At 44.7% G+C, this 24,126-nt stretch carries 25 protein-coding genes and 1 pseudogene; 21 read left to right on the forward strand and 5 right to left on the reverse strand.

The genetic code is table 11. The features are described from left to right. Window positions 1–75 precede the first annotated feature (75 nt). The 16 genes from ACESPQ_RS04645 (at window position 76) to ACESPQ_RS04720 (ending at window position 13,863) form a co-directional block, all read left to right on the forward strand. Entirely contained in the window at window positions 76–972 is an 897-nt protein-coding gene (locus ACESPQ_RS04645) for an AraC family transcriptional regulator (RefSeq protein WP_008727218.1), read from the forward strand. 160 nt (window positions 973–1,132) lie between these two features. Continuing rightward, a complete protein-coding gene (locus ACESPQ_RS04650; protein WP_109770514.1) occupies window positions 1,133–2,686 on the forward strand; it encodes a murein hydrolase activator EnvC family protein in 1,554 nt (517 codons plus the stop codon). A gap of 396 nt (window positions 2,687–3,082) precedes the next feature. After that, window positions 3,083–4,036 (forward strand): biotin--[acetyl-CoA-carboxylase] ligase, encoded by a 954-nt coding sequence (locus tag ACESPQ_RS04655; protein WP_002608051.1) that lies wholly within the window; start codon window positions 3,083–3,085, stop codon window positions 4,034–4,036. Then, window positions 4,033–4,587, forward strand: coding sequence for a biotin transporter BioY (locus ACESPQ_RS04660; RefSeq protein ID WP_373143993.1), 555 nt, complete (start codon window positions 4,033–4,035; stop codon window positions 4,585–4,587). Before ACESPQ_RS04655 ends, ACESPQ_RS04660 begins: the two co-directional genes overlap by 4 nt. 310 nt (window positions 4,588–4,897) lie before the next feature. Next, window positions 4,898–5,806 (forward strand): permease-like cell division protein FtsX, encoded by a 909-nt coding sequence (gene ftsX / locus ACESPQ_RS04665; protein WP_002608053.1) that lies wholly within the window; start codon window positions 4,898–4,900, stop codon window positions 5,804–5,806. A gap of 435 nt (window positions 5,807–6,241) precedes the next feature. Then, window positions 6,242–7,300, forward strand: coding sequence for an A/G-specific adenine glycosylase (gene mutY, locus ACESPQ_RS04670; protein ID WP_373143994.1), 1,059 nt, complete (start codon window positions 6,242–6,244; stop codon window positions 7,298–7,300). Beyond that, a complete protein-coding gene (locus ACESPQ_RS04675; RefSeq protein WP_257376849.1) occupies window positions 7,300–7,869 on the forward strand; it encodes an NUDIX hydrolase in 570 nt (189 codons plus the stop codon). Before mutY ends, ACESPQ_RS04675 begins: the two co-directional genes overlap by 1 nt. 222 nt (window positions 7,870–8,091) lie before the next feature. Continuing rightward, complete coding sequence (locus tag ACESPQ_RS04680; RefSeq protein WP_021420104.1) at window positions 8,092–8,760, forward strand: N-acetylmannosamine-6-phosphate 2-epimerase; 669 nt, start codon at window positions 8,092–8,094, stop codon at window positions 8,758–8,760. Between the two features lie 201 nt (window positions 8,761–8,961). Next, a complete protein-coding gene (locus ACESPQ_RS04685; RefSeq protein ID WP_021420106.1) occupies window positions 8,962–9,684 on the forward strand; it encodes an aspartate kinase in 723 nt (240 codons plus the stop codon). A gap of 74 nt (window positions 9,685–9,758) precedes the next feature. Further along, on the forward strand, window positions 9,759–9,959 hold the full coding sequence (locus ACESPQ_RS04690) for a hypothetical protein (protein WP_227761467.1): 201 nt from the start codon (window positions 9,759–9,761) through the stop codon (window positions 9,957–9,959). Window positions 9,960–10,008: 49 nt separating this feature from the next. Then, complete coding sequence (locus ACESPQ_RS04695; protein WP_002608059.1) at window positions 10,009–10,425, forward strand: GNAT family N-acetyltransferase; 417 nt, start codon at window positions 10,009–10,011, stop codon at window positions 10,423–10,425. A gap of 6 nt (window positions 10,426–10,431) precedes the next feature. Next, window positions 10,432–10,587, forward strand: a complete 156-nt coding sequence (locus tag ACESPQ_RS04700) for a hypothetical protein (protein ID WP_002608060.1) — start codon at window positions 10,432–10,434, stop codon at window positions 10,585–10,587. A gap of 344 nt (window positions 10,588–10,931) precedes the next feature. Next, on the forward strand, window positions 10,932–11,561 hold the full coding sequence (locus tag ACESPQ_RS04705; protein ID WP_002608061.1) for a redox-sensing transcriptional repressor Rex: 630 nt from the start codon (window positions 10,932–10,934) through the stop codon (window positions 11,559–11,561). Between the two features lie 54 nt (window positions 11,562–11,615). Then, window positions 11,616–11,789, forward strand: coding sequence for a hypothetical protein (locus tag ACESPQ_RS04710; protein ID WP_002608062.1), 174 nt, complete (start codon window positions 11,616–11,618; stop codon window positions 11,787–11,789). A 16-nt stretch (window positions 11,790–11,805) separates the two neighbouring features. Further along, window positions 11,806–13,188: an asparagine--tRNA ligase gene (gene asnS / locus ACESPQ_RS04715; protein ID WP_002608063.1), complete on the forward strand. Its 1,383-nt coding sequence runs from the start codon at window positions 11,806–11,808 to the stop codon at window positions 13,186–13,188. Window positions 13,189–13,275: 87 nt separating this feature from the next. Beyond that, window positions 13,276–13,863: a GNAT family N-acetyltransferase gene (locus tag ACESPQ_RS04720; protein WP_038274395.1), complete on the forward strand. Its 588-nt coding sequence runs from the start codon at window positions 13,276–13,278 to the stop codon at window positions 13,861–13,863. A 55-nt stretch (window positions 13,864–13,918) separates the two neighbouring features. Here the strand turns inward: ACESPQ_RS04720 and ACESPQ_RS04725 are convergent, their stop codons facing one another. From ACESPQ_RS04725 to ACESPQ_RS04745, 5 genes and pseudogenes are all read right to left on the reverse strand, one after another. Further along, window positions 13,919–14,242 carry a helix-turn-helix domain-containing protein gene (locus tag ACESPQ_RS04725; protein ID WP_002608065.1) on the reverse strand — a complete coding sequence of 108 codons (324 nt, stop codon included), beginning with the start codon at window positions 14,240–14,242 and terminating at the stop codon, window positions 13,919–13,921. A gap of 409 nt (window positions 14,243–14,651) precedes the next feature. Then, complete coding sequence (locus ACESPQ_RS04730) at window positions 14,652–14,984, reverse strand: helix-turn-helix domain-containing protein (protein ID WP_002608066.1); 333 nt, start codon at window positions 14,982–14,984, stop codon at window positions 14,652–14,654. A gap of 285 nt (window positions 14,985–15,269) precedes the next feature. Then, the gene (locus ACESPQ_RS04735) at window positions 15,270–15,623 is read right to left on the reverse strand and encodes a hypothetical protein (RefSeq protein WP_002608067.1); all 354 of its coding nucleotides are present in this window, start codon (window positions 15,621–15,623) and stop codon (window positions 15,270–15,272) included. Between the two features lie 208 nt (window positions 15,624–15,831). Continuing rightward, a pseudogene (locus tag ACESPQ_RS04740) lies at window positions 15,832–16,259 on the reverse strand (hypothetical protein); the annotation flags it as partial. Window positions 16,260–16,392: 133 nt separating this feature from the next. Further along, window positions 16,393–17,349 carry an Rpn family recombination-promoting nuclease/putative transposase gene (locus ACESPQ_RS04745; protein WP_257379367.1) on the reverse strand — a complete coding sequence of 319 codons (957 nt, stop codon included), beginning with the start codon at window positions 17,347–17,349 and terminating at the stop codon, window positions 16,393–16,395. Between the two features lie 385 nt (window positions 17,350–17,734). Here ACESPQ_RS04745 and ACESPQ_RS04750 point away from each other — a divergent pair, with 385 nt between their 5' ends. The 5 genes from ACESPQ_RS04750 to ftsZ all read left to right on the forward strand — a co-directional run bounded on the left by ACESPQ_RS04750 (window position 17,735) and on the right by ftsZ (window position 24,077). After that, a complete protein-coding gene (locus tag ACESPQ_RS04750; RefSeq protein ID WP_002608069.1) occupies window positions 17,735–18,571 on the forward strand; it encodes a LicD family protein in 837 nt (278 codons plus the stop codon). Between the two features lie 17 nt (window positions 18,572–18,588). After that, on the forward strand, window positions 18,589–19,881 hold the full coding sequence (locus tag ACESPQ_RS04755; RefSeq protein WP_373143997.1) for an N-acetylmuramoyl-L-alanine amidase: 1,293 nt from the start codon (window positions 18,589–18,591) through the stop codon (window positions 19,879–19,881). 33 nt (window positions 19,882–19,914) lie between these two features. Beyond that, the gene (gene abc-f, locus ACESPQ_RS04760) at window positions 19,915–21,771 is read left to right on the forward strand and encodes a ribosomal protection-like ABC-F family protein (RefSeq protein WP_002608071.1); all 1,857 of its coding nucleotides are present in this window, start codon (window positions 19,915–19,917) and stop codon (window positions 21,769–21,771) included. A 16-nt stretch (window positions 21,772–21,787) separates the two neighbouring features. After that, entirely contained in the window at window positions 21,788–22,786 is a 999-nt protein-coding gene (locus ACESPQ_RS04765; protein WP_373143998.1) for an NADPH dehydrogenase, read from the forward strand. 373 nt (window positions 22,787–23,159) lie between these two features. Beyond that, window positions 23,160–24,077, forward strand: a complete 918-nt coding sequence (ftsZ, locus tag ACESPQ_RS04770; protein WP_373143999.1) for a cell division protein FtsZ — start codon at window positions 23,160–23,162, stop codon at window positions 24,075–24,077. Window positions 24,078–24,126: the final 49 nt, after the last annotated feature.

Genomic DNA, 24,126 nt, shown 5'->3' on the forward strand with positions numbered 1-24,126 from the left:
TATCCTTATACAGGGCATTCCGTGGAAAGCGAAAGATGATGTGTTTGCCGTATACTCTAGGTGGAGGTGATGCTTATGCAGGCATGGGAAGCAATACAGAAGACCCTGGATTATATGGAGGAGCATTATGAGGAGGAACTGACAATCGAACAGCTTTCGTCAATTGCGCATCTGTCGAGGTTTTACTATCAGCGGCTGTTTTACCGACTGACAGGATATACGGTCAGTGAGTATCTGCGCAGCGTACGGCTGAAAATGGCGGCAGGACTGTTGAAGGCGGATAACGGAAAAATCATGGACATTGCAATGCAATGCGGATTTTCCAGTCACAGTACCTTGACCAGAGCATTTCGGCAGTGCTATGGAATGTCTCCGGCGGAGTATCGTGCATCATCGGATATCCATCTGGATCATGTGATCAAGCCGGAGCTGCGCATGCAATATACCCTGGTGGATGAAGGTGTGCCTTTGATCTGTGACGATATGGTTCTGGAAATTCAACGCAGAGTACAAAAGGAACCACTGTGGTTCAGCGGCTACACAAAAGAGGATGAAAGTGCTAAAATTGCGCAGCCGAAGGAGAATACGCTGGTGGCACTCTGGGATCGCTTGGAACAGGATGATGTACTGCAGCATGCTGCTCTTGATGAAGGAAATGATATTCTGACGCCTTCACAAACACCGGGAGCCTTCACATATATGGCCGCTGTTCATACGGCAGAGCCGGTAAAGGGATATACCGCCTTTGAAATGCCTGTGGGCACCTATGCTGTCTGTGAATATGAGGCGGAAAGCTTTGAAGACCTCGTACAGAAGGCATTGTATAAGGCAAGCGCCTATCTGTTTGAGGTATGGCTGCCAAGACATGGCTATGCATGTGATGCATTTCTCATACAGCGCTATATCCGTCCGAAGCAGGAGGATTGCAGGCTGCAGCTGTGGGTGAAAATATCAGATTCCTTAACCCTGTAAAGAAGCTGTGCAGCAATACCTTTTCAACACTGTTTTTTTCAGTCTGATACAGGCGGGAATCAGCAGTGTTTTTTCTTTACTTTTTAAAGTGCTTACGTTATCATATACATACAGGTAGTATCATATTATATCTGTAATTCAGGTAGGGAGGTATGCGCAAATGAAAAAGAAATATGCAGCTCTGTTTGTCAGCGGTGCATTGCTGATTAGTAATGCAGGCCTTCTGAAAGCAGAGAGTTTCGAAGGAAGAGAAAGTGAGATGAATGCCAAATGTGCAGTCATCAAGGATACGAAAACACAGGAGGAGTGCAGCAGATACAAGGATTATCTGCAAAGCAAATCCGATAATCTGGATAAGGAAATCAGTGATATCAAGAGTCAGATTGCCAGTGTTAAGGGCGATGTGGAAAAGGTCAGCAAGCTGATTGCGGATAACAATAAGAAAATCGCGAGCTATGAAAAAGAAATCAGCAGTATACAGGCTAGTATTGACCAGACACAGAGCTCGATCAGTGACCTGAAGAAACAGATTAAGGAAAAAGAGGATAGCATCAAGGAGCGCGACAAGCAGATGCGTGCGCGTCTTTTGGAAATGCAGGCCTATACCGGCAGTAATTATTATATTGATTTTTTGATGGGCTCCACCAGCTTTACGGATCTGCTGAGAAGAACGGAAATCGTAGGCGAGCTGAACAGATATGAAAACGAGCAGATCAAAACATTGAATAAGGAAAAGAAAAAGCTGGATCAGGATCGTAAGATTGTGGAAGAACAGAAGGAGCTTCTTGTTGTTCAGCAGAAGGATGTAAAATCCAGCAAGGCCAAGGTGGAAGCGCTGAATGAGGTGAAAAAGAATCTGCTGAGCGATTATCACGCAAAGGAAGCAAATCTTGCTACACAGAAGCGTGAGGCACAGATGGCACAGGCAAATCTGCCGAAGGTGGATCTGTCGCTGGCCGCTGATTTTGATGAGCCTGAGCAGCAGCCGGAAAAACCGGATACTCCACAGAACGGTGGGAATGAAACAGGTAACAGCGGGAATACAGATAACGGTAATTCCGGTGACGGGAATACGGATAATGGAAATACCGATCCGGATAAGGGCAACAGTGGAAATTCCGGCGGGAACAGCGGAAATAACTCAAATAACGGTTCTTCCGGCGGTACGGCACAAAGCTCCAGCTTTATCGCCCCGCTGCAAAGCGGCTGGCATTATGAAGCAGGAACCTGGGCCTATCCTGGCGGCGGCGGACATATGGGAATGGATTTCTCTACCGGCTCAACGACAGGGATTCCGGTTGTAGCACCGGCAAACGGTATCATCATTCATACATATCAGGGCTGCGGCTATGGCGCCTTGAATAACTGGTGTGGTATTCCGGCAGGTGGCGGAAACAACGTTGCACTTCTAACAAGGGTAAACGGTGTCGTATATGCTATGCCGTTCTATCACTTAAGCTCCGTTGCGGTAAGTGTGGGGCAGCGTGTGAACCAGGGACAGGTTATGGGATATTCCGGAAGCTCCGGTAACAGCTCCGGTCCGCATTGCCATGTTGAAATCATACGCGTTGGTTCCATGACGATGACGGCTGCATTAAATCAGTTTAACCGTACGGGAGATCTGACCTTCGGTACCGGATGGAATGCGGATGCACCGAATGCATGCGGCTCAGCACCGTGCCGAGAGAGACCGGAAAATTACTGGCTGCGTTGAATATGTTAGAGAGGACAGCTTATCTAGGCTGTCTTTTTTTGCTTCGGCGTGCTGAGTATCCTTTCTTAATCTGTATCCCGCTGAATGCAATGGCTTTTCCACATCCTTTATCGAAGGATATCTATATGGCTTAATACATATAGCGGTGAAAAGCCGTTTTTGCATCATCAAGGAAATCGTAATGACCAGTACGAGGACGCTTTGTTTTCATTATGATGATAAGCCCTTTTAGAAAATTCATGTACACCGTTATAAGAACAAATTTCTTTCTGTGAGGTACAAGTAACAAGCTGATATCGGGAAAAAGTCATCTATCAAGTAAACCTTTTTTAAAATACGGGTTTACAAAGATGGAAAAGTTTGATATTCTAAGTATCGAGAAAAGGAGCTGTTACGATGTCGATACGAAGTGAATTGATACGGGAACTTGAGCAAAACAGAACAAAGCCGGTTTCCGGACAAAAGCTGGCACAGCGATTGCATGTCAGCCGTAATGCCGTATGTAAAATGATTCATACCCTGAACGAGGAGGGCTTTGAAATAGCATCCTTTCCCCGCAAGGGCTATCAGCTGGCAGAGACCTCAAACAAGCTGTCTGCTGAGGCAATCTCGGTTTACCTGAAAAAAAAGCTGCCGGTATATACCTTTGAACAGGTAGATTCCACCAATCAGCTGCTGAAAAAAATGGCAATCGACGGCAGTGAGCATCTGACACTGATTGCCGCGGAAGAACAACGTGCAGGCAGAGGCAGATTTGGAAGACCGTTTTATTCTCCATCGCGCACCGGAATCTATATGAGCCTGCTGCTGCGGATGCCACAGCAGCTGTCTGATGCCTCTATGATTACCATCTATGCTGCGGTTGCTGTGCAGCGTGCATTGAAGCAACTGTATCAGACTGATACACAGATAAAATGGGTGAATGATATTTTCTATCAGGGAAAAAAGCTGTGCGGGATTCTTTGCGAGGCCATCAGTGATTTTGAAAGCGGCAGACTGGAGGCCATCATTGTCGGAATCGGTCTTAATACCTCCACTATGACATTTCCCGAGGAATTGAAGGATATTGCGGTATCTCTGAGCACGCATCCGGTGAATCGAAATAAGCTGATTGCCTGTATCGTGAATGAGCTTTTAGCCCTGCAGAAGGAAGAGCACAGCAGTGTGCTTGCGAAGTATCGGGATGCCTCTGTGGTTTTACATCAACAGATTAGCTGGATGCAGAACGGGAAGCAGCTCAGTGGTTATGTAAAGGATATCAACAATGCCGGAAATCTGATAGTAGAAAGTGAAGATACAACCCATATCCTCAGCTCAGGTGAGGTTTCCATAAAGGCGGTGGCAGCATGAAGCAAATGACAGCTGTCAGGATGGCGCTGTGTTCTCTGTTTACGGCATTGATCGCCATAGGTGCCTTTCTGCAAATTCCCCTGCCTAATTTTGATTATTTTACGCTCCAGTTTTTCTTTGTCCTGATGGCTGGTATGCTTCTGGGAGCGCGCCTGGGGGCTCTTTCCGCTGCCTTGTATGTGCTGATCGGTTTGCTTGGTATACCGGTATTTGCGGCAGGGGGAGGAATTTCCTACGTTCTGCGCCCAAGCTTTGGGTTTTTACTTGGCTTTATCGTCACAGCATTTTGCAGCGGCTGGATTATGGAGCATGGGCAAAAAAACTGGAAGACATGCTTTCTGGCTGTACTGGCAGGATTGCTGGCAACCTATGGAATCGGACTTGCTTATAAATATGTGATCTTAAATTACTACACGGGAACAAAGATTTCATTTTATCTTCTGCTGTTATCCTGCTTTCCTCTGGATCTGCCGAAAGATATCCCGTGCAGTATCCTTGCGGCATATGTAGCTTTGCGTTTCCCTGTAGCCGTATGCCGTGGTATAAAATAGGAGAGGGTCTATGCCAAGCAGATACAGAAATAAGGTGCTGTAGTAGAAATGCTTACCCAACAGCTCTTGGCATCTGAAAAATAAATGTACAATCGAGCGGCTGAGATGCTTTCCTGCCGTACACTGAATCGGAAATCAACAGACTGTCTGTCTGGCTGTAACATGCTTTTTCCAGCGTCTGGATGCGTGTGACAGGAATCCATCCTCTCCATATGAAGAAATTTCAAATCTTACAAATTCTTAAACTGCTTTACATTCCACTTTTGCTAGGGTATCATTATTAGGTAAGAGAAATATGAGTGATAAGCCTATGAAAAAACTTTACAGATATATTAAATTCCATTTAAAAATGACATATAAAAATATCGTCCGGCATTTCGGACTGACATTTTCCGCATCCGTTGCGGTATCCATAACACTGATTCTGATATCGGTATTCATGCTGCTGACCAGCAATCTCAACTGCTTTACGAAGCATATCGAGCAACAGGTAACCATACGTGCGAGTATAGATACCATTGTAAAGGATAAGCAAAAGCAGCAGCTGCTTCATGCAATCGAACAGCTGAATACTGTAAAGCATGTAACGCTTTCCACCGGAAAAGAAGAACTGGAAAATTATAAAGCGGAATTTCAGGATGATTCCACTATGTTCGATATGTATGAGGGAAAAGCCAATCCGATTCGCGATACGTTTCTGATTGAGGTAAAAAACGGAAAGGATATACAAAAAACTGCGGATAAGATCGAAGATATGAAAGGGATCGTATCTGCGGAATATGGCGGAGATTCCACAAGTGGAATGATTTCCACCTTTGAGAAAATCCGGGAAGGCGGTATGATTTTCATTATCTTCCTGATTGTGATTGCAGTATTTCTGATTTCCAATAAAATCAAAATGTCTATTTATACACGAAAACAGGAAATTGCCATTATGCGTTTTGTCGGGGCCAGCAACTGGGCAATCAAATTTCCGATGATGCTGGAGGGTGTTTTCATCGGGATACTGGGAAGTCTGGTTCCTGTCCTGCTGACAATTTTCGGCTATCAGTATGTATATACCATCCTGGGCGGTACCTTCATGAGCAACATGTTCGTACTGCAAACGGTATTTCCTATGACACTGGAGATATCAGGAATTTTAATTCTGATCGGCGTTCTTGTCGGCCTGGTGGGAAGCTTTTTCTCCACCACCAGATACCTGCATTGGAAACGCTGATGTATTCGTTGTGAACCCGTATGTCGTAACACAAGCAATTATCATAAACAGAATGTACTCGCAGATTTGATCCAGTAGCGAGTTACTTATGAAGAAGGGAATTCGGATTTCTATGAAATCGTATGAAATTCCCTCTTTTTTATATGTGCAAGGAAAGTATCTGCAATAGTATTCATTTTATGACTAGTACCTGCAATCAGGCATACCAATACAATAGCCTTCATCTGAGACACTATGTAAACAGCACAGGGCAAAGAGCACTGCTTTTTTTTGGATACTTCTTCCTGCATTTATCCTACCTTTGCGCAGATACCGTTTGATTTCTATAACGCTTTCTCTGTCCCTTTGATCGTATGTGATGTCCGTCCTGTTTCAACAGGAATCTTGTTGGCTTTTTCTTTGCCTGCCGTCTTTGCCCTGTGGTATAATAAACGCATGAAACTACAACATGATAAAAAGAAATTTACAGAGCAGCTGCTGGACTGGTACGACCAGAATGCCCGTGTCCTGCCATGGAGAGAGGATGCTTCCCCCTACCGCGTCTGGGTAAGCGAGATTATGCTGCAGCAGACACGCGTGGAAGCAGTAAAGCCTTATTTTGAACGGTTTATACAGGCACTGCCTTCACTGAAGGCTTTAGCAGAGGCGGATGAGGATACGTTGCGTAAGCTGTGGGAGGGACTTGGCTATTATAACCGTGTCCGCAACATGAAAAAATGTGCAATGGAATGCATGGAGCGCCATAACGGTGTACTTCCGGATACATATGAGGAGCTGTTGAAGCTTCCCGGCATCGGTGCCTATACAGCGGGAGCTATTGCCTCTATCGCCTATAAGCGCTGTGTTCCGGCAGTGGATGGCAATGTTTTGCGTGTGTTCAGCCGGGTGCTTGTCAGCGAGGATGACATTTTGAAGGAACGCACAAAGAAGAAATTTCAGAACATTATACAGGAATATATACCGGAGCACCGAAGTGATGCCTTTAATCAGGCTCTGATGGAAATCGGTGCGCTCGTATGCGTGCCGAATGCGGCACCCCGTTGTAATATTTGTCCGCTGGCAAGTGAATGCATGGGCTATCAGAGCGGAGCGGCACACCGGCTACCCAATAAAACAGCTAAAAAGGCCAGAAGAATTGAAAAAAAGACAGTGCTTGTCCTTTTGTGTAAAGACAGGGTTTATCTGCATAAACGAGATGAGCAGGGACTGCTTGCAGGCCTGTATGAATTTATGATGCTGGAGGAACAGAAAAGCAGAAAGGAGATCGCACAGGAATTTCAGGATCAGCTTCTCCGGCTGGTTCCTCTGCGGAAAGCAAAACATATCTTTTCCCATGTTGAGTGGCATATGAACGGATATCTGCTGGAGCTGAAACAGGAGGCAGTGGAAGGGGTATGGTGCACGAAGGATGAACTGCAAAAGACCTATGCAATCCCTACAGCGCTCAAGGTGTACAGAGAAGCCCTGCTGACATGGATAGGAGGTGATTCATAATGAAGCTGTATGAAGAGCTTTGCGCATATACACCCTGCAATCTACAGGAGGAAGCAGACCGTAAGGTCATGATGCGCTATATAAAGGAATTTCCCAATGTCTATACAAGAGATAATGTATATGGACATATCACCAGCAGTCCGTGGATCATCAATGCGGATGCATCAAAGGTACTCATGATTTATCATAATATTTATAACTCCTGGGGCTGGTGCGGCGGTCATGCGGACGGGGATCGGGATTTGATCCATGTCGCATTAAAGGAGGGAAGAGAAGAAACCGGACTGAAAAAGCTTGAGCTGCTAAGTGAATCCATTCTGGCCATCGATATACTGCCGGTACCACCGCATGTGAAAAGAGGTGCATTTGTATCCTCTCATGTTCATTTGAATGTCACCTATCTGTGTCAGGCGGATGAACGGGATACGCTGTGCAGCAAGCCGGATGAAAACAGCGGTGTTAGGTGGATTGCAGTGGAGGAAATCAATCACTATGTAACAGAGGAGGATATGAAGCCGGTATATCGAAAGCTTGTGGAAAAAAGCCGCAGCCTCCTGCTTGCAGGCTAAGAGCAGGGGGAGTGAAACGCTAACGGAAGCAAGCGCATGGATATTCTAAAAGTCCCGTCAGGGATGATTGCGGCAGGCTGTTTTTCCATTGCTGTTTGATACATGCTGAAAGGCGTCGGGGAATTGAATTCCATAAAAATCATCTAGGAAAGGGAAGACAAAAAAAAGGAAAAGGATTATACTGTATATGTATATCAGGAAAGGTTGGTCTTAATTATGAACATGCTGGAACAAATTAAAGGTGGACTTGTTGTGTCCTGTCAGGCGCTGCCTGATGAACCACTGCATTCATCCTTCATTATGGGAAGAATGGCGCTTGCGGCAAAACAGGGAGGTGCCGTAGGAATCCGTGCACAGAGCAAGGAGGATATCATCGAAATTAAAAAAGTCGTTGATCTGCCTGTTATCGGAATTGTAAAACGCAGCTATCCGGATAGTGATATTTATATCACCGCAACGAAAAAGGAGCTGGATGAGCTATTTGAAACAGGGTGTGAAATGATCGCTATGGATGCGACGCTTCGTGATCGTCCGAATGGGGAAAAGCTGGAGGATCTCGTCAACTATGTGCATGAACACGGTGTTCTTGCCATGGCGGACTGCTCGACATATGAAGAATGCGTGAATGCGGAAAACATCGGCTTTGACTGTGTATCTACCACCTTATGCGGATACACGCCGTATTCCAAAAATGTGGATGGTCCAAATCTTGAGCTATTCAAAAAGCTGGCGGAAACAATCAAGGCTCCGATTCTTGCGGAGGGCAAAATCAATACGCCGGAAGATCTGGCTGCAGTATATGAGGCTGGTGCTTACAGTGCAGTTGTCGGTGGTGCTATCACACGTCCGAAGCAGATTACCGAGCGTTTTGTGAAGGCTTTGAAAAAATAAGATAGACGACATAATTTTGATAAGATACCTGAGCGTATGTGCAATTACATGCACATGACGGCTTTTGGGTATCTTTTTCTTTTGCCAGCAGGAACGGATTCCAAATTCCTGAAAGTACTATGAAATCAAGCGAACTGGGCGAAAAAACCGCACATTCCGACATCTTTTGACATATGGTATAAGGAATGTGGGGTTATGCATATGAACATGAAAGTAATGAAGTTTGGCGGTACCTCCCTGCGCAGTGAAGCGACCAGGAAATATGTGTACCGTCATGTGCTGGAAAGCAGCAAGACAAATAAAGTGATTGTTGTGGTATCGGCCATGGGCCGCTATCCGGATGCGTATGCTACGGATACCCTGCTGTCCATGGGCAGTGAATTTCTCACCAGGCAGGAAAAAGCCAGACTGGTTTCTATGGGAGAGCAGCTATCTGCACTGAAGATATGCAGTGAACTTCTGGATATGGGAATACGGGCGTATGCGCTCCCTTTTTTCGATTGCGGAATACTTACCGATGAGAACTATGACTATGCAAAGGTACTGAAGCTGGATCATACCGGAATACGCAAGAAGCTGAACAGCTATGATGTGCTGGTTGTCGGCGGTTTTATCGGTATCTCCCCCAGTGGTCATGTGACGACCCTCGGCAGAGGAGGCAGTGATTACAGTGCGGTATTGTTTGCGGATATGCTGGATCTCAAGGAAGTGGATATTTATACAGATGTGGATGGTGTCTATGACAAGGATCCCAAGCTGAATGAATATGCGATTAAATACGACAAACTGACCTACGACGAAATGCTGAATATGAAATCGAGGGTTTTGCATGACCGCTGTGTCAACTATGCAAAGGACCATCATATCCGCATATATTTAAAAGGAACCTTTTCCACAAGTCTTGGAACAATCGTTGAAGATTAAATTCTCTTACAATTCACGAACAATCGTATCAACTATTGGATTGTTTACAGGGATTGTGATACAATAACAACGAGGTGATCCGCTTGAAGAACATTATTTTGGTAAAGTATCTGGATGATGATACCAAGGCGAGAAGAATAGAAACGGCACTGGCTGAAACCAGAGTGGATTTTCAGGTAAATCTGGAAAAGCAATGCGTCATTGTGGAGGGAAACTCCGATATGGTGGCCGTTGCCAGAAAGGTTATCAATGATCTCGGCTTTATGATTATATAAGAGAGGGCAGCTATGTCGAGCTTGCCTTTTTTCTTGGATGGGAGCAAATATGATAGAAATTAAAACAAAGGATAACGAGCAGGACTACAGGTATGTTCGTATTGAGGTGTTCATGAAGGAACAGGGATTTCAGAATGAATTTGACGAAATTGATGCGACTGCTGTACATATTACTGTTTATGTGGATGGCACACTTGCAGGTTGTGCACGCTGTTTTCCAAAGGAAGAGGAGGCGGCATGGGTCTTCGGACGTATTGCGGTACTTCCCCAGTTTCGCCATCAGGGACTGGGCGGTGTCCTGCTATCCGAGATGGAGAGCATCGTTCACAGCAAAAAGGGAAGGCGCTGTATTCTGGATGCACAATGCCGTGCCTGTGCGTTTTATGAAAGCTATGGCTATACCATATGCGGGGAGGAGCATATGGATGAGCATGTTCCTCATGTACAGATGGAGAAGCTGCTGTGAGTAGGAATGTGCTTTACAGGATGTGATGGAAACAATGCACTGGATGTATCGGATATAAGAGGGGAGCGTCAAGGAAAAGGTGCTTTGATGAAGGATATGCAGGAAGTCATTGATGAGCAGCCGGATGTGAAATGCACAGACCATGCATGTATCTTAAGGTGATGCTCTACAGTATCGGCGTAAGAAACGAAAACAGACCTGTACCTTTCCTGTAAAGGAAGCTGTCCGTTCCTTGCTATGCAGTCTATACTGCCGTATGCAGGAACCCATGCAGCATCACGTACAATATTGCATACGGATACAGATCATATAACTGGTGATGGGATGGAAACGTATTGCAATCATTTCCGCATTCATTCTCCCCGTATGCTGAACATCTAAAGCACTCCGTGTTTTGCTTTCTACTTCTGTGTCCGGCAGGAAATTTCCCTTTTCAAAAAAGTTAAATATGATAGTTTATTCACAAAGTTAAAAAAGTATGCTATACTATGCAATAGGTGATAAACATGACAGAGAAAAATGTGCCAAAGGCAACGCTGCAGCGATATCCTGTCTATCTGAAGGCATTGCGCAAGCTGAAAAGTTCAGGTGTAGAAAGAATCATGTCCAAGGAACTGGCCAGTGTCGTCAATATTGAACCGACGACGATTCGCCGTGATTTTTCTTTTCTGGGAAATCTGGGAAAGCAGGGATATGGTTATGATGTCAATCGGTTGATTGAAATTTTTAATCAGCAGCTCGGTATGGATTTTGATGAAAAAATCATTCTGGTCGGAGCCGGTAATATGGGCCGGGCACTGATGAAGTATAATAAATGGGATTATGTGGTTGGTGAGATTGCCTGTGCATTTGATGTCAATCCAGACCGTCAGGGTGTACGCTTCGGTATACCGGTATATGATATTGCGGATTTGGAGAAGAAGGTGCCGGATGGCTGCCGTATCGCAATTCTGGCGATTTCTGAAAATATCCAGCAAACGGTCGATCGCTTGATTGCCTGTGGTATCACAGGACTTGTGGATTTTACGCATGAACATATACAAATTCCAAAAGGGGTTGTATTAAAGAGCGTGGATGTGGTATCATCTATACAGGAGCTGGTCTTTGAGACCAACAATCTGAATGTAGAGCGTTGAAGCAGAACAGAATAAATTACGCGCAACTAGCGAATGCAGGAAGGTGGAAGCTGCATGCATACGGATTTATATCTGAACGGCTGTGGAGCTGAACCGGAGAACAACAGTAGACGGTTTCGTGTGGGAACGATATATCCCGAAGAAGATGCTCATGCGGCAAACGCATGGGAATCAGGATGGCACCGCGTACAATACGTTCCTGAAAGGGAACGTTTTTTTGTACCGTAAACAGGAGGAAATGAATATGTTTGAATTTATGACAATACGCGAGCTGTATGAGATCGTTATGAGTGGATCTCATGTGGAACAGGACAGCATGGAATATGTGCAGCTGCAGGGCTGGGTTCGGACAAACCGCTGCAGTGGCAAGCTTGGCTTCATCGAGCTGAATGACGGAACATATTTCCGAAACGCGCAGCTGGTGTATTTACAGGAACTGAAAAACTTTGCGGAGGTTGAGAAATATCCGACAGGTGCGGCGATCACCGTAACCGGAAAATTCGTGCTGACACCACAGGGAAAGCAGCCGTTTGAAATTCAGGTTACCGAAGCATCGCTGGAAGGGGATTGCGACCGTGATTATCCATTGCAGAAAAAGCGTCACAGCTTTGAATATCTGCGTGAAATTGCACATCTGCGTCCGCGTGCCAACTCCTTTTATGCAATCTTCCGTCTGCGCTCGGTATTATCCATGGCAATTCATGAATTTTTCCAGGATCAGGGCTTTGTATACGTACATACACCGATCATTACGGGAAATGATGGTGAGGGTGCCGGTGAAATGTTTAAGGCGACAACCAGAGATGATGCCGATTATGAGCAGGACTTCTTTGGGAAGGAAGCATTTTTGACGGTTACCGGACAGCTGCATGTCGAAGCGTTTGCCATGGCGTTCCGTGATGTGTATACCTTTGGTCCGGCCTTCCGTGCGGAGAATTCCAACACGAGCCGTCATGCCAGTGAGTTCTGGATGATTGAGCCGGAAATTGCCTTTGCGGATCTGGAGGATGATATGAACCTGATCGAGGATATGGTGAAATACTGTATCGATTATGTTCTTGAAAATGCGCCTGAGGAAATGAAATTTTTCAATACGATGATTGATAAGAGCTGTATTGAGCGTATCACGAAGGTGCGCAATTCGGATTTCAAGCGGATGACATATACGGAGGCAATCGATCTGCTGTTACAGGCGGATGTGAAGTTTGATAATAAGGTGGAATGGGGGATGGATCTCAATTCCGAGCATGAGCGTTATATCTGTGAGAAAATCGTGGATGGACCGGTTTTCCTGACGGATTATCCAAAGGAAATCAAGGCATTCTACATGCGTGTCAATGATGATGGAAAAACCGTGGCAGCCTGTGATCTGCTTGTCCCGGGAGTCGGTGAGCTGGTCGGCGGCAGTCAGCGTGAAGAACGCTATGATGTTTTGGAAGCGCGTATGAAGGATATGGGCATGACGACAGACAGTCTGCAGTGGTATATGGATTTGAGAAGATACGGAGGCTGCAAGCATGCCGGTTTCGGTCTTGGCTTTGACCGCCTGTTGATGTACCTGACAGGAATGCAGAATATCCGTGATGTGGAGCCATTCCCGCGTACACCGAAGAATCTGTTATTTTAAGAGTTACGGCCATGGATGCGTCCATGGCTTTCTTGTGAGGGGGAGGGCTTTGTCGGCCTCAAAGTCTGTGGGGAGGAAAGGAGCACCATGAAAACTATACGGTTTGCGCAGCTGTCGGATGCACCGGCACTTCTATCCATCTATGCACATTATGTGGAGAACAGTGTTATCACCTTTGAATATGACGTTCCCTCTCTGGAAGAATTTGAAGGACGCATGATGAAGATTCAAAGGGAATACCCGTATCTGGTATGTGAGATTGATCAGAACATCGTGGGGTATGCCTATGCACACCGTCATATGGAACGTGCCGCCTATCAGTGGAATGTGGAATTATCCATCTATCTGCTGCCGCAGGTACAGCACCGTCAGATCGGTAAGGCACTGTATACGGCACTTTTGGAGGTTTTAAAGCTGCAGGGTTTGCAGACAGCGATTTCCTGTATCACACTACCCAATGACGCAAGTCTTGCATTGCATAGAAGCTTCGGTTTTACAGAAATCGGTGTGCTGCGTAATGCAGGCTATAAATTCGATGCATGGAGAGATGTAATCTGGCTGCAGAAGGCACTGCATGAGCACCCTGTACCTGTACAGGAATGGATCAGTATCGAGCGGCTTGATTATATTCGCATCATGGAAATTTTTCACACCACATGTATGATTATCATATAGAAAACTGCCGCATCATTATGACACGGCAGTTTTTTCGTCTGCTTGTTTGTATCGTTTAATTCTTACTGCCGTTATTCAGCAGCAGATCAATCAGCTGTAAGATAGGCTTTTTCTGTTCATTTGTCAAAAGGCCCCATTTCTTCAGTAAATTCTGCTCTTCCAGTTCATGCTTCTTCATGAGGGACTCATCATAAAAAAATTCACTCAGTGTCATATCCATTGCGGTCAGCAGTGATTCCAGCGTAGATATCGTCGGAAGATTATTTTTACGAAATAAGGAATTGATGGTGCTTTGCGCTACATCGGCTTTCTGAGCCAGCTTGTATTCCGTAAGATTATGCTGCTTCATCAATACTTTTAGCTTCTCTAAATAATCCATGGCGACCTCCTGTTCTATATCTATTGTAATACGATAAAGCGTAGCAAAACTAACGCAAAGGCGTTATATATAACGTATTGGCGTTAGTATTAACGGAAAAATGTTAAATATGTCATATTTAATGGAATAGATGATTATTTTCTGAAATAAAGAGGTTGAGAATTCTCAATATCGGGATTATATGTATGGCTTTTCCTGAATGCTTTTATATGGGAGCCTTTACGCTAAAATATACTCAAGGCTGTTGCACCCGGTATCCGGATACTAGGGATTGTTCCATAAAGCAGATTATATGTGGGATACAATTGATATTGTGAATACGTCGTTAAAGTGTCTGCCTGGTATACGTGAAGGATAAAAAAATCACTGCTGGAGTATAAGGACAGCTGTGATCTTTTGTAATGCACTTTCATCCGTTTGCTCTGTTAGAGCCGGTGTTTAACAATAAATCGATGAGTATGAGTACCCCGTTTTTCTGCTCACTGGTCATGAAATTCCATTTGCTCATTAAATTTTGTTCTTCCAGCTGATGTTTCTTCATGAGCGCATCATCATAGAAAAATTCACTCAAAGTCATATCCAGGGCTTCCAATAGTGCCTCCAGTGTTGAAATTGTAGGAAGGTTATTTTTCTGGAATAAGGAATTTATGGTACTCTGCGGTACATTGGCTTTTTTTGCCAGCTGATTTTCATTGAGACCATGTTGCTTCATAAGGAGCTTTAGTTTCTCTAGATAATTCATGGGATTCTTCCTCCTCTATATGTATTGTAATACGGAAAAACGTTATGAAAATAACGAATGAACGTTAAAACTAACATATAGGCGTTTATACTAACGAAAAACCGATATACATATGTTGAGTTATATGGAAAAGCTCTATATGGAGGAAATACATACGGGTTATCCGATTGTATGATACAAGCAGAAATGTAAAAAAAGGAATCCTTACGGTTTCCTTACATACGTAAAAGATAAAGCCAACCATTCTAAAAGGTGGCTGGTGTTGTTTATAGGCGGTTTTATGTATTATTTTTTACACTCCACTTGACACTTTAGTTCCTGAAAAGTATCACAGGTTAAAATGAGATTGGAGATGTTCTCGATTTGCTCTGCTGTCAAAGTACAAAGCCATGTCATATGATCCTCATGATACTTGATTTCTATGAGTTTGTGTAAGAATTGCCTCTTTTCTTCCATCTTTCCCGCTGCTATTCTCTTTTCAGAGCTGTCCTCCAAGTCATAGCGGTAACGTGCCTCTTCCAATTGCATTGCCATTGCGGTTGACCAAAGCTCGTCATTCTTCTGTATTTCCTCGTACTTGCTCACCTGGAACCCTTTGGGTAAGAATACCTTCACCAGCCTCTTTTTTGACTTCAGCATATCATTTTTTTCATTATGTTCAAACAGATACAGCAGTGTTCAAAGTCATTCAACCTTTGGGTGTTCTTTCCCTTTTATCAGTATATCAGCCACATAGAGAAAACTGACATTTGTATGAACAATATGAAAAGCCTCAGCACTTCATGTGCTGAGAGCCTTTCGTTTACGGTATAGAAAAGAAATTCACAATTATGATGTATAGAATAACTTATTTCATATCAGCTTTATTTAATTGCTTTTTGAGTGACTCGAAGGTGTCACATTCCAGAAGTAACGTGGATACGATATGCATCTGCTCCTCAGTTAATGCCTGCAGCCACGTTACGCAGTCCTCATGATACTTAATTTCTATGAGTTTGTGTAAGAGCTGTCTCTCTCCTTCCAGCTTACCTTCCATTTTTCCGGCAGCTTTTCCCTCTTCAAAGCTGTCACGCAAGCCGTTGCGGTAACGTGCCTCTCCCATCTGAATCGCCATAGCCGTTGACCACAGCTCATCATCCTTCTGCATTTCCTCATACTTGTTCATGAATACCCTCACCAGCCTTTCCTTTGACTTCAGTATATCATTTTTTTCATTATGTTCAAACAGATACAGCAGTGTTCAAAGTCATTCAACCTTTGGATGTTCTTTCCCTTTTTTCAGCATATCAGCCTATAGAGAAAACTGACTTTTGTATGAACAATATGAAAAGCCTCAGCACTTCATGTGCTGAGAGCCTTTCGTTTACGGTATAGAAAAGAAATTCACAATTATGATGTATAGAATAACTTATTTCATATCAGCTTTATTTAATTGCTTTTTGAGCGACTCGAAGGTGTCACATTCCAGAAGTAAAGTGGATACGATATGCATCTGCTCATCAGTTAATGCCTGCAGCCACGTTACACAGTCCTCATGATACTTAATTTCTATGAGTTTGTGTAAGAGCTGTCTCTCTCCTTCCAGCTTACCTTCTATCTTTCCTTCCATCCTACCTTCCATTTTTCCGGCAGCTTTTCCCTCTTCAAAGCTGTCACGCAAGCCGTTGCGGTAACGTGCTTCTCCCATCTGAATCGCCATAGCCGTTGACCACAGCTCGTCATCCTTCTGCATTTCCTCATACTTGTTCATGAATACCCTCACCAGCCTTTCCTTTGACTTCAGTATATCATTTTTTTCATTATTTTCAAACAGGTATACCAGCTGTTCAAAGTCATTCAGCCTCTGCATTTCCTTCTCCTTTACGATGTCATTGATTGCCGGCATATGAACAAAGGTGCGAAGGATGAGCGGATAGCCGCTTTCATCTTCTCCCTGCTCATTGCGCATCTGATACTGATTGATCAGATTTCTGTTGTTCCATGCATACTCATCAATGAAGATAATTTGATAAACCGGCTTTAATTGATCATAAAACTCACCGCTTTTCAGCTGATTGTTCAATGCTCTGGCACCGTAAAATTCAAAGCGCATCATTTCCGCTATTCCCTTACAGGTCGTCTGCATCTCGATATTGAAATGACGATTTTGTTCATCCTTTACATGCACATCCAGAATGATGCGCTTCTTTCCGATGATGCCTGGATCCAGGTTGGGATTGAGCACGGTGCTTTCCTTTACCCTGATTCCGGTAACACGCTCAATGATGGTGTTGCGGGCGTACACAGAGCCTTCATCCTCGCGGGAAAGGGTGTACTTAAAAAATAGATCGTTACTGTAGTTGAGTTGATTCATTGCATTTGACATTTTTATGTCCTCCATTCTGTAAGGGCTCCTTACCCCCTTCTATACGTATGGAATCTGTCAAATTCCTAAAAAATCCACAAATGCTTTATTTTTTTGTTATATTTTTATGTAAAAGGGGATTTCATAGCAGAGCGATAAACAATGCGCTCCTCAGGATGGTTTAGGATAGATTTCCGTATCCGTAGTGTTTATTTTACATGCTTTGTGGTTGTCCTGCTCTCCATGACGCGATTGGATCGCAAAAAAGCCCGGTACTTTCAAATATTACCGGTGACTCTGTTATTTTAGTGATTTCGCATTATGGTTTCTTACCTTTTTGTGATATTTTTTGAAAACCGTTGTGTTCGCTATCTTTATCTTCTATAATATAACATGGTGATTTGTGATGAAAGAGTACATATTAAAGACAAGAAAAGATGGTACCAGCATTACCGTACGGGATGTACAGCTCGTACTGCTGGAAATGCTGAAGGATATAGATGCATTGTGTAAAAAGCACAACATTCGATACTGGCTGACCGGCGGAAGTGCCCTTGGCGCTGTCCGGCACAAAGGCTTTATTCCATGGGATGATGATGCGGATATCGGAATGCTGCGCGAGGATTATGAAAAATTCCAAAGGGTGGTTCATGAACTGGGCGATGCCTATATCACACAGTGCTTTGAAACCCACAGCGAGTATAATGTGCTGGTTCCGCCGATGAAGGTACGAAAAAAAGGTACCTATTGTGTGGAATACAACGCGCTGTTAAAAAATAAATGCAGAGATAGTGACGGCTTGTTCATTGATATTTTTGTGCTGGATCATGTAAGCGAAAACAAAGCAAAGGATTTTATATGGCGTGTGCGCAACGGTATTCTGATGGTTTTGATCGTCTTCTTTGAGAATCTGCACTGCAATCCGCTGCTTTTAAAGCGCCGATTTGTACGCAATGCAAAAAAATACGGGCAGATCAATAAGAACACCGCATGGATTGGCTATGATCTGACCTGGACCTTTAATTCCTTTTTTCATCCGGTTGTATACAGCTTGGAAAGTGTTTTTCCTATACAGTACGTGGAGTTTGAGGATACCATGCTGCCGGTACCGAAGAGACCGAAGGATATGCTGGATGTTGAAGTATCCACGCAGCATATGAGCTATCCGCCGTTAAAGGACCAGGCACCCAAGCATATCAAGGATATCGAACTGCAGGCTTCACTGATTGATGATATACGTTAGAAAACGGAGGGATACTCATGGCATACGCACCTCGACAACGAAAATACAAGGTACGCTGGAAAATCGCAGTACCGCTGATTCTGCTGGTTGCTCTTGTTTTGTATGCGGTCGCAGGACTGCTGTTTCCGCAGAAGAAGGAAGAAGCCAAAAAATTCACTGTCTGCGGCTTGAACAGTGAAGAAACGATACATCTGTTAAACAAAAAGGCTGCCGATACCCTCACGGTTCGGGATTATGTCTTTTACGGAGAATCTCTGGGTTTATATACTCAGACATATGATGCAAAAGGCGACAAGGATGAGCTTGCAGGAAAAACCGTAGAGCTGCATAACCTGTGTACGGATGAAACCATTCCGATGACCATGGATTCCACAGCGGATCAGAAAATCACGCTGGAGGATCTCAATCCCGGCTATTATGAGATAACGGTTATTGATAATCTGGTGAAGAAGCGGGTTATCTATGATCGGACGCTGCATTCGGATACCTTTACCACCGTACAGCGCAAGGGAAATGTCAATGCGATAAAGCTGATTGCGGATCAGGATCTGCTGAAGGATTATGACAGTAAGCTGGATCAGAACTACCTGTTTTTATCCGTGGAAAAAGCCAAGCCCAAAGAGGGAGATATTGATGTTCTGCTGGATCCCTATGGAATGAATATGGATCTTACCTATGTCCCGGATGAGGGAAATAAAGGGAATGGTATCACAGAATATAAGGAAACCTACAAGGCAGCCGTATGGATGAAGGAAGAGCTTGAACAACATGGTCTGCGGGTGGAAATAACGAAAAGCGATGCGTCAGAGCAGCCGAAGCCTGCCTATGGAAAAGATGGCAGACTGGCAGACGGCTATCAGAAGCATGCACGCTATTATATTTATCTGCGGTTTAATACGAACCCGGATGAGAATGTGAGCGGTGTGGAAATCTGGCACAGTGCCTACAGCAGTCCGACGCTTGGAAAAAATATTATGTACGGTCTGGAAAAGAAGCTGAAGATGAGCGGCAGTGCGTATACGGATGCAAACAATCCCGGTGTCGGTGCAAGTCCGCTGATCAGTGGCGGCTACGATATGTATTCCAATATTCGGGAAGCGGGCGGACGTGCAACCATGGCAGGAAAGGGCAGTGAAAATGCCCGTAAGGAAAACCAGACCTTTGTGGATGCGGACGGCATGCAGGGGCTGGAAATAGATTTTGCCTATGTATCAAATAAAGAGGATGCCGCATACTGGTTAAAGAACGGGGAGAAGATTTCCAAACAGGCGGCCGCCTCCTTTGCCAGCGGCATCAATGCGTCCAAATAAATATTACGAATCTAATAAAAGAAGGTGGAGATGATGAAATATCAGATTCATAAAGGAAGCAAATATTACGGTGCAACAACCGTATTTGAAAACATACAGTTTGAAATAAGAAATACTGAGAAAATCGCCATTGTCGGAAGAAACGGCTGCGGAAAGACAACGCTGCTGCGGGTGATTGCGGAAACGGAAGTACTGGATGCCGGAGAAATTCATAAGGAAAATAAACTGCGGATCGGTTATCTGGCACAGACGACCTTCACGGATGAGAATGTCATTGTGGAAGAAGAGATGGAGCAGGCCTTTGAACAGGTGAAGGCGGTTGGTAAACGGCTGGAGGAGCTGAGTGAAAAAATGTGCAGCGACCACAGTGAAGCTGTGCTGAATGCCTATGCGGATGTACAGCAGCGCTTTGAAGAACTGGGCGGCTATACCTATCGCAGTGAAATGATGACGATTTTTACAAAATTCGGGTTTCAGGAGGATGACCTCAAACGCCCGATCTCTACGTTTTCCGGTGGTCAGAAAACACGGCTGGCATTTGTGAAGCTACTGCTGAGCAAGCCGGATGTCCTGTTGCTGGATGAGCCGACCAACCATCTGGATATTGATACGATCGAGTGGCTGGAGGGATATGTGAAACGCTATCCCAAGGCAGTTATCCTCGTATCCCATGACCGTATGTTTCTGGATGATGTCGTGGATGTCGTCTATGAAATCGAATACGGTGTCATGCGGCGCTATCCGGGAAACTACAGCAATTACGTGAATGTGAAAAAAAGTGATCTGGAACAGCAGAAAAGTGCTTATATTCGCCAGCAGAAGGAAATTCAGCGAATGGAGGAGCTGATTGAGAAGTTCCGGTATAAGAAAAATAAGGCTGCCTTTGCACAGTCAAAAATCAAATATCTGGATCGTATGGAGCGTATCGAGGATCCCAAAAGCAACGAGAAAAGCTTCAATGCCCGCTTTGTACCCAATGTAAAGGGTGGAAAACGGGTTCTGGAGGTACAGGATTTGACAATTGGCTATGACCAGCCGCTATGTACCGTGAATCTGGAGGTTATGCAGTCTGCCAAGATTGCCGTGATCGGGCCAAACGGAAAAGGAAAATCAACCTTCATGAAAACGCTGATGAAGCAGGTGAAGCCGCTGTCCGGCAGCTTTCTGCTCGGGCATCAGATCGAGGTTGGATATTTTGATCAGGAGCTTGCGCAGTTCAACAGTGCAAATACCGTGCTGGAAGAGGTATGGAACGACTTTCCGGATTTGAATCGCACCGAGGTGCGCACTGCACTGGGATGCTTTCTCTTTACCGGGGAAGAGGTTTTCAAAACCGTGGACTGCCTGTCCGGAGGAGAGAAGGTACGCCTGAGCTTTGTGAAGCTGATGCTGTCACACCCCAATTTCCTTTTAATGGATGAGCCGACCAACCATCTGGATCTCATCGGTAAAGAGGCGCTGGAGGAATCCCTGAAGGATTATGAGGGCACGATGCTGTTTGTTTCCCATGACCGTTACTTTATAAGCAAGCTGGCTACCGCGATTCTGGTCATTGATGACGGTAAGGCAAGCTATTATCCGCTGACCTATGAGGAATATATGAACAGGGATAAGGCGCAGCCGGTGGAAAAGAAGCAGCAGCCGGAGAAAAAAGAAAGTGCAAAGCCGGAGCGCTACATCAATTACGGCAAGGAAATCAGTAAGCTGGAAAAAAAGATTGCGGTGAAGGAGGAGGAGCTGGAGGCTCTTCGTGAGCTGCGCTTTGAACCGGAGTACTACCACGATTATCATAAAATGCAGGAGCTGGATGAAAAAATTGATCTTATTCACAATGAAATTGAAAATCTGATGCAAAAGTGGGAAGAATACAGTGAGAAAGTAGAAAACTAAGAAAGAAGGGATTCACTTGAAGGTTTTTGAAAAAAACAAGCTGGGGCATATGGAGCTGAGCAATCGCATCGGAGTACCTGCCATGTGTACCTATATGGTGAAAACAAAGGATGGTGTGGGAAATCTGCATCATGTTGCGCATTATGATACGCTTGCCAAGGGGCTGCCGGCCTTTATCGTGCAGGAAGCTACGGCAGTAAATGCCCACGGCTATATCAATGATGAATGTCTGGGGATCTTTACACCGAGGCAGCGGCAGATTCTGAAGGATATTGTGGATTGTGTTCATGCCTATGGTGTGAACATCGGTATTCAGTTAAATCACGCCGGAATGAAAAATACCTTTGGTAATCAGAAGTATGGACCGATGGAGCAGGGGGATGTCATCTCTCTGGATGAGGATGGTATCAATGAGCTGATTGTGAATTTTGAATTCGCAAGCCGCTGGGCACGGGAGCTTGGATATGATTTTGTGGAGGTGCATGCCGCCCACGGGTATCTGATTAACCAGTTTTTATCTCCGCTCACCAATCAGCGCAGCGATGCTTATGGGCAGGACCGTACCCTTCTGCTTCGCCGTATCGTGGAGGGCTGCCGGGATAATTTTGAGGGAGATATCGTGGTTCGTATCTCTGCCGAGGAATATGAAGCCGGTGGTCTGCATCCGGAAGATATGAAGTCAACGGTACAGGTGATTGAGGAAGCCGGAGCTGCTGCGATTTCCGTATCCAGCGGCGGGTTGAATACAGGAGCTGTACATGCGTACCCGCTGTATCAGATACCCTATGCGGAAACAATCCGTACCATGACGACGTTACCGGTCATGGGGGTTGGCTGTATTACCAAAGAATCAGAAATCAGTCAGATCCTGCAGGAGGAGCGCTGTGATTATGTGCTTCTCGGGCGGAAATTACTGCGTGATCCGTTTTTTCTGTTGAAATGGCAGGATGAGCTGGGATTGCTTCGTGAGGAAGAAATCGGTCAGTGTCTGTATCGTGGAATCCATATGAAATAATGTAGAAACAGTCTTCGGACTGTTTTTTTCTGGAAAACTGGCAGCATGTGTCAAATTTGAAACAGCGGATATTGTAATATACAGACAGGTGATGGTATGTATTTGATAAAACTGTGCGAATTTACAGATGCCCTACTTTTTAACAATTATATAGGAGAAGGAACAGGATTGGATACAAAATCAGCTGTGCAGATGGTGGGTATTTATTACAGGATGTCTTGTAATGGAATGCAATGATAAACGTATTTTTGTACAGGTGCTGAAAATGAGGTTGGCAGGGGATACAGCAGTATCGTCTTACTACATAATGAAAGGTGTGCGTTTTATTTACATCATGTGTTATGATATCTGTCTGAAAGATAAAGGAGATTCTATGGGAAAGGTCACAATTAAAATTTTTGGTATCGGTGATGGTGGGAATACTATCATCCGCCATATGCTGCAGCATAGACTGCACGGTGTGGAATATATTGCGGTCAATACCAATCGGCTTGCTTTGCTGCAGCTTTCACAGGAGCATAAACTATTGATTGGAGAAAAGCAGACGAAAGGATATGGGACAGGAGCAGATTCGTTATTGGGCAAGCGTGCAGCAATCGAGGCGAAGGAGGAAATCTGTAAAAGAATGAAGGGTGCGGATATGATACTGTTATGTGCCGGTCTTGGGGGCGGTACAGGGAGTGGAGCACTTCCGGTATTTGCACAGCTTGCCAGAGAGCTGCATGCGCTGACCATTGCGTTTGTAACGCTGCCCTTTCCCTTTGAAGGAAAAAAACGCATGCGCACTGCCATGGCATCTATGGAAGAAATATATTCGTACACGGATACCTGCATTACGCTCTCTAACCGTCATATCCTTCAGCATCTTGGCAATGCTCCGATCACCAGTGCATTTTCCACAGCAAACAGCATCATTCAGCAGGGAATACAGGCACTGTACGAGCTGATTACCATTCCTGTTTACATCAATGTTGATTACGCGGATATCTGTACAACGATGGAAAAACAGAAGCACGGGTTTATCGGCGTCGGATATGGAAGCGGGAATCGGAAAGGGGAAGATGCAGTCAAGGAAGCTTTATCCGCAAGTCTTTTAGAACATGACATCAGGGGACTGCATCACGCGATTGTTCACATATGCGGTAACAGTGAGCTGACATTTGAGGAGGTTCAGCAAATTGTCAATTTCATACATACGGAGGCTGGTGGTGCACTGGATATCATATTCGGCATGGCAATCAATGATAGTTTAAAGGACGAGGTCATTGTAACGATTCTTGCGGCAGGATGAGCCTCTTAAAAAATATTTACAGGAAGTATAGCAATGAAAGCAGCTAGAA

This window comes from Clostridium sp. HGF2, assembly GCF_964240115.1.
GTDB lineage: Bacteria > Bacillota_I > Bacilli_A > Erysipelotrichales > Erysipelotrichaceae > Clostridium_AQ > Clostridium_AQ innocuum.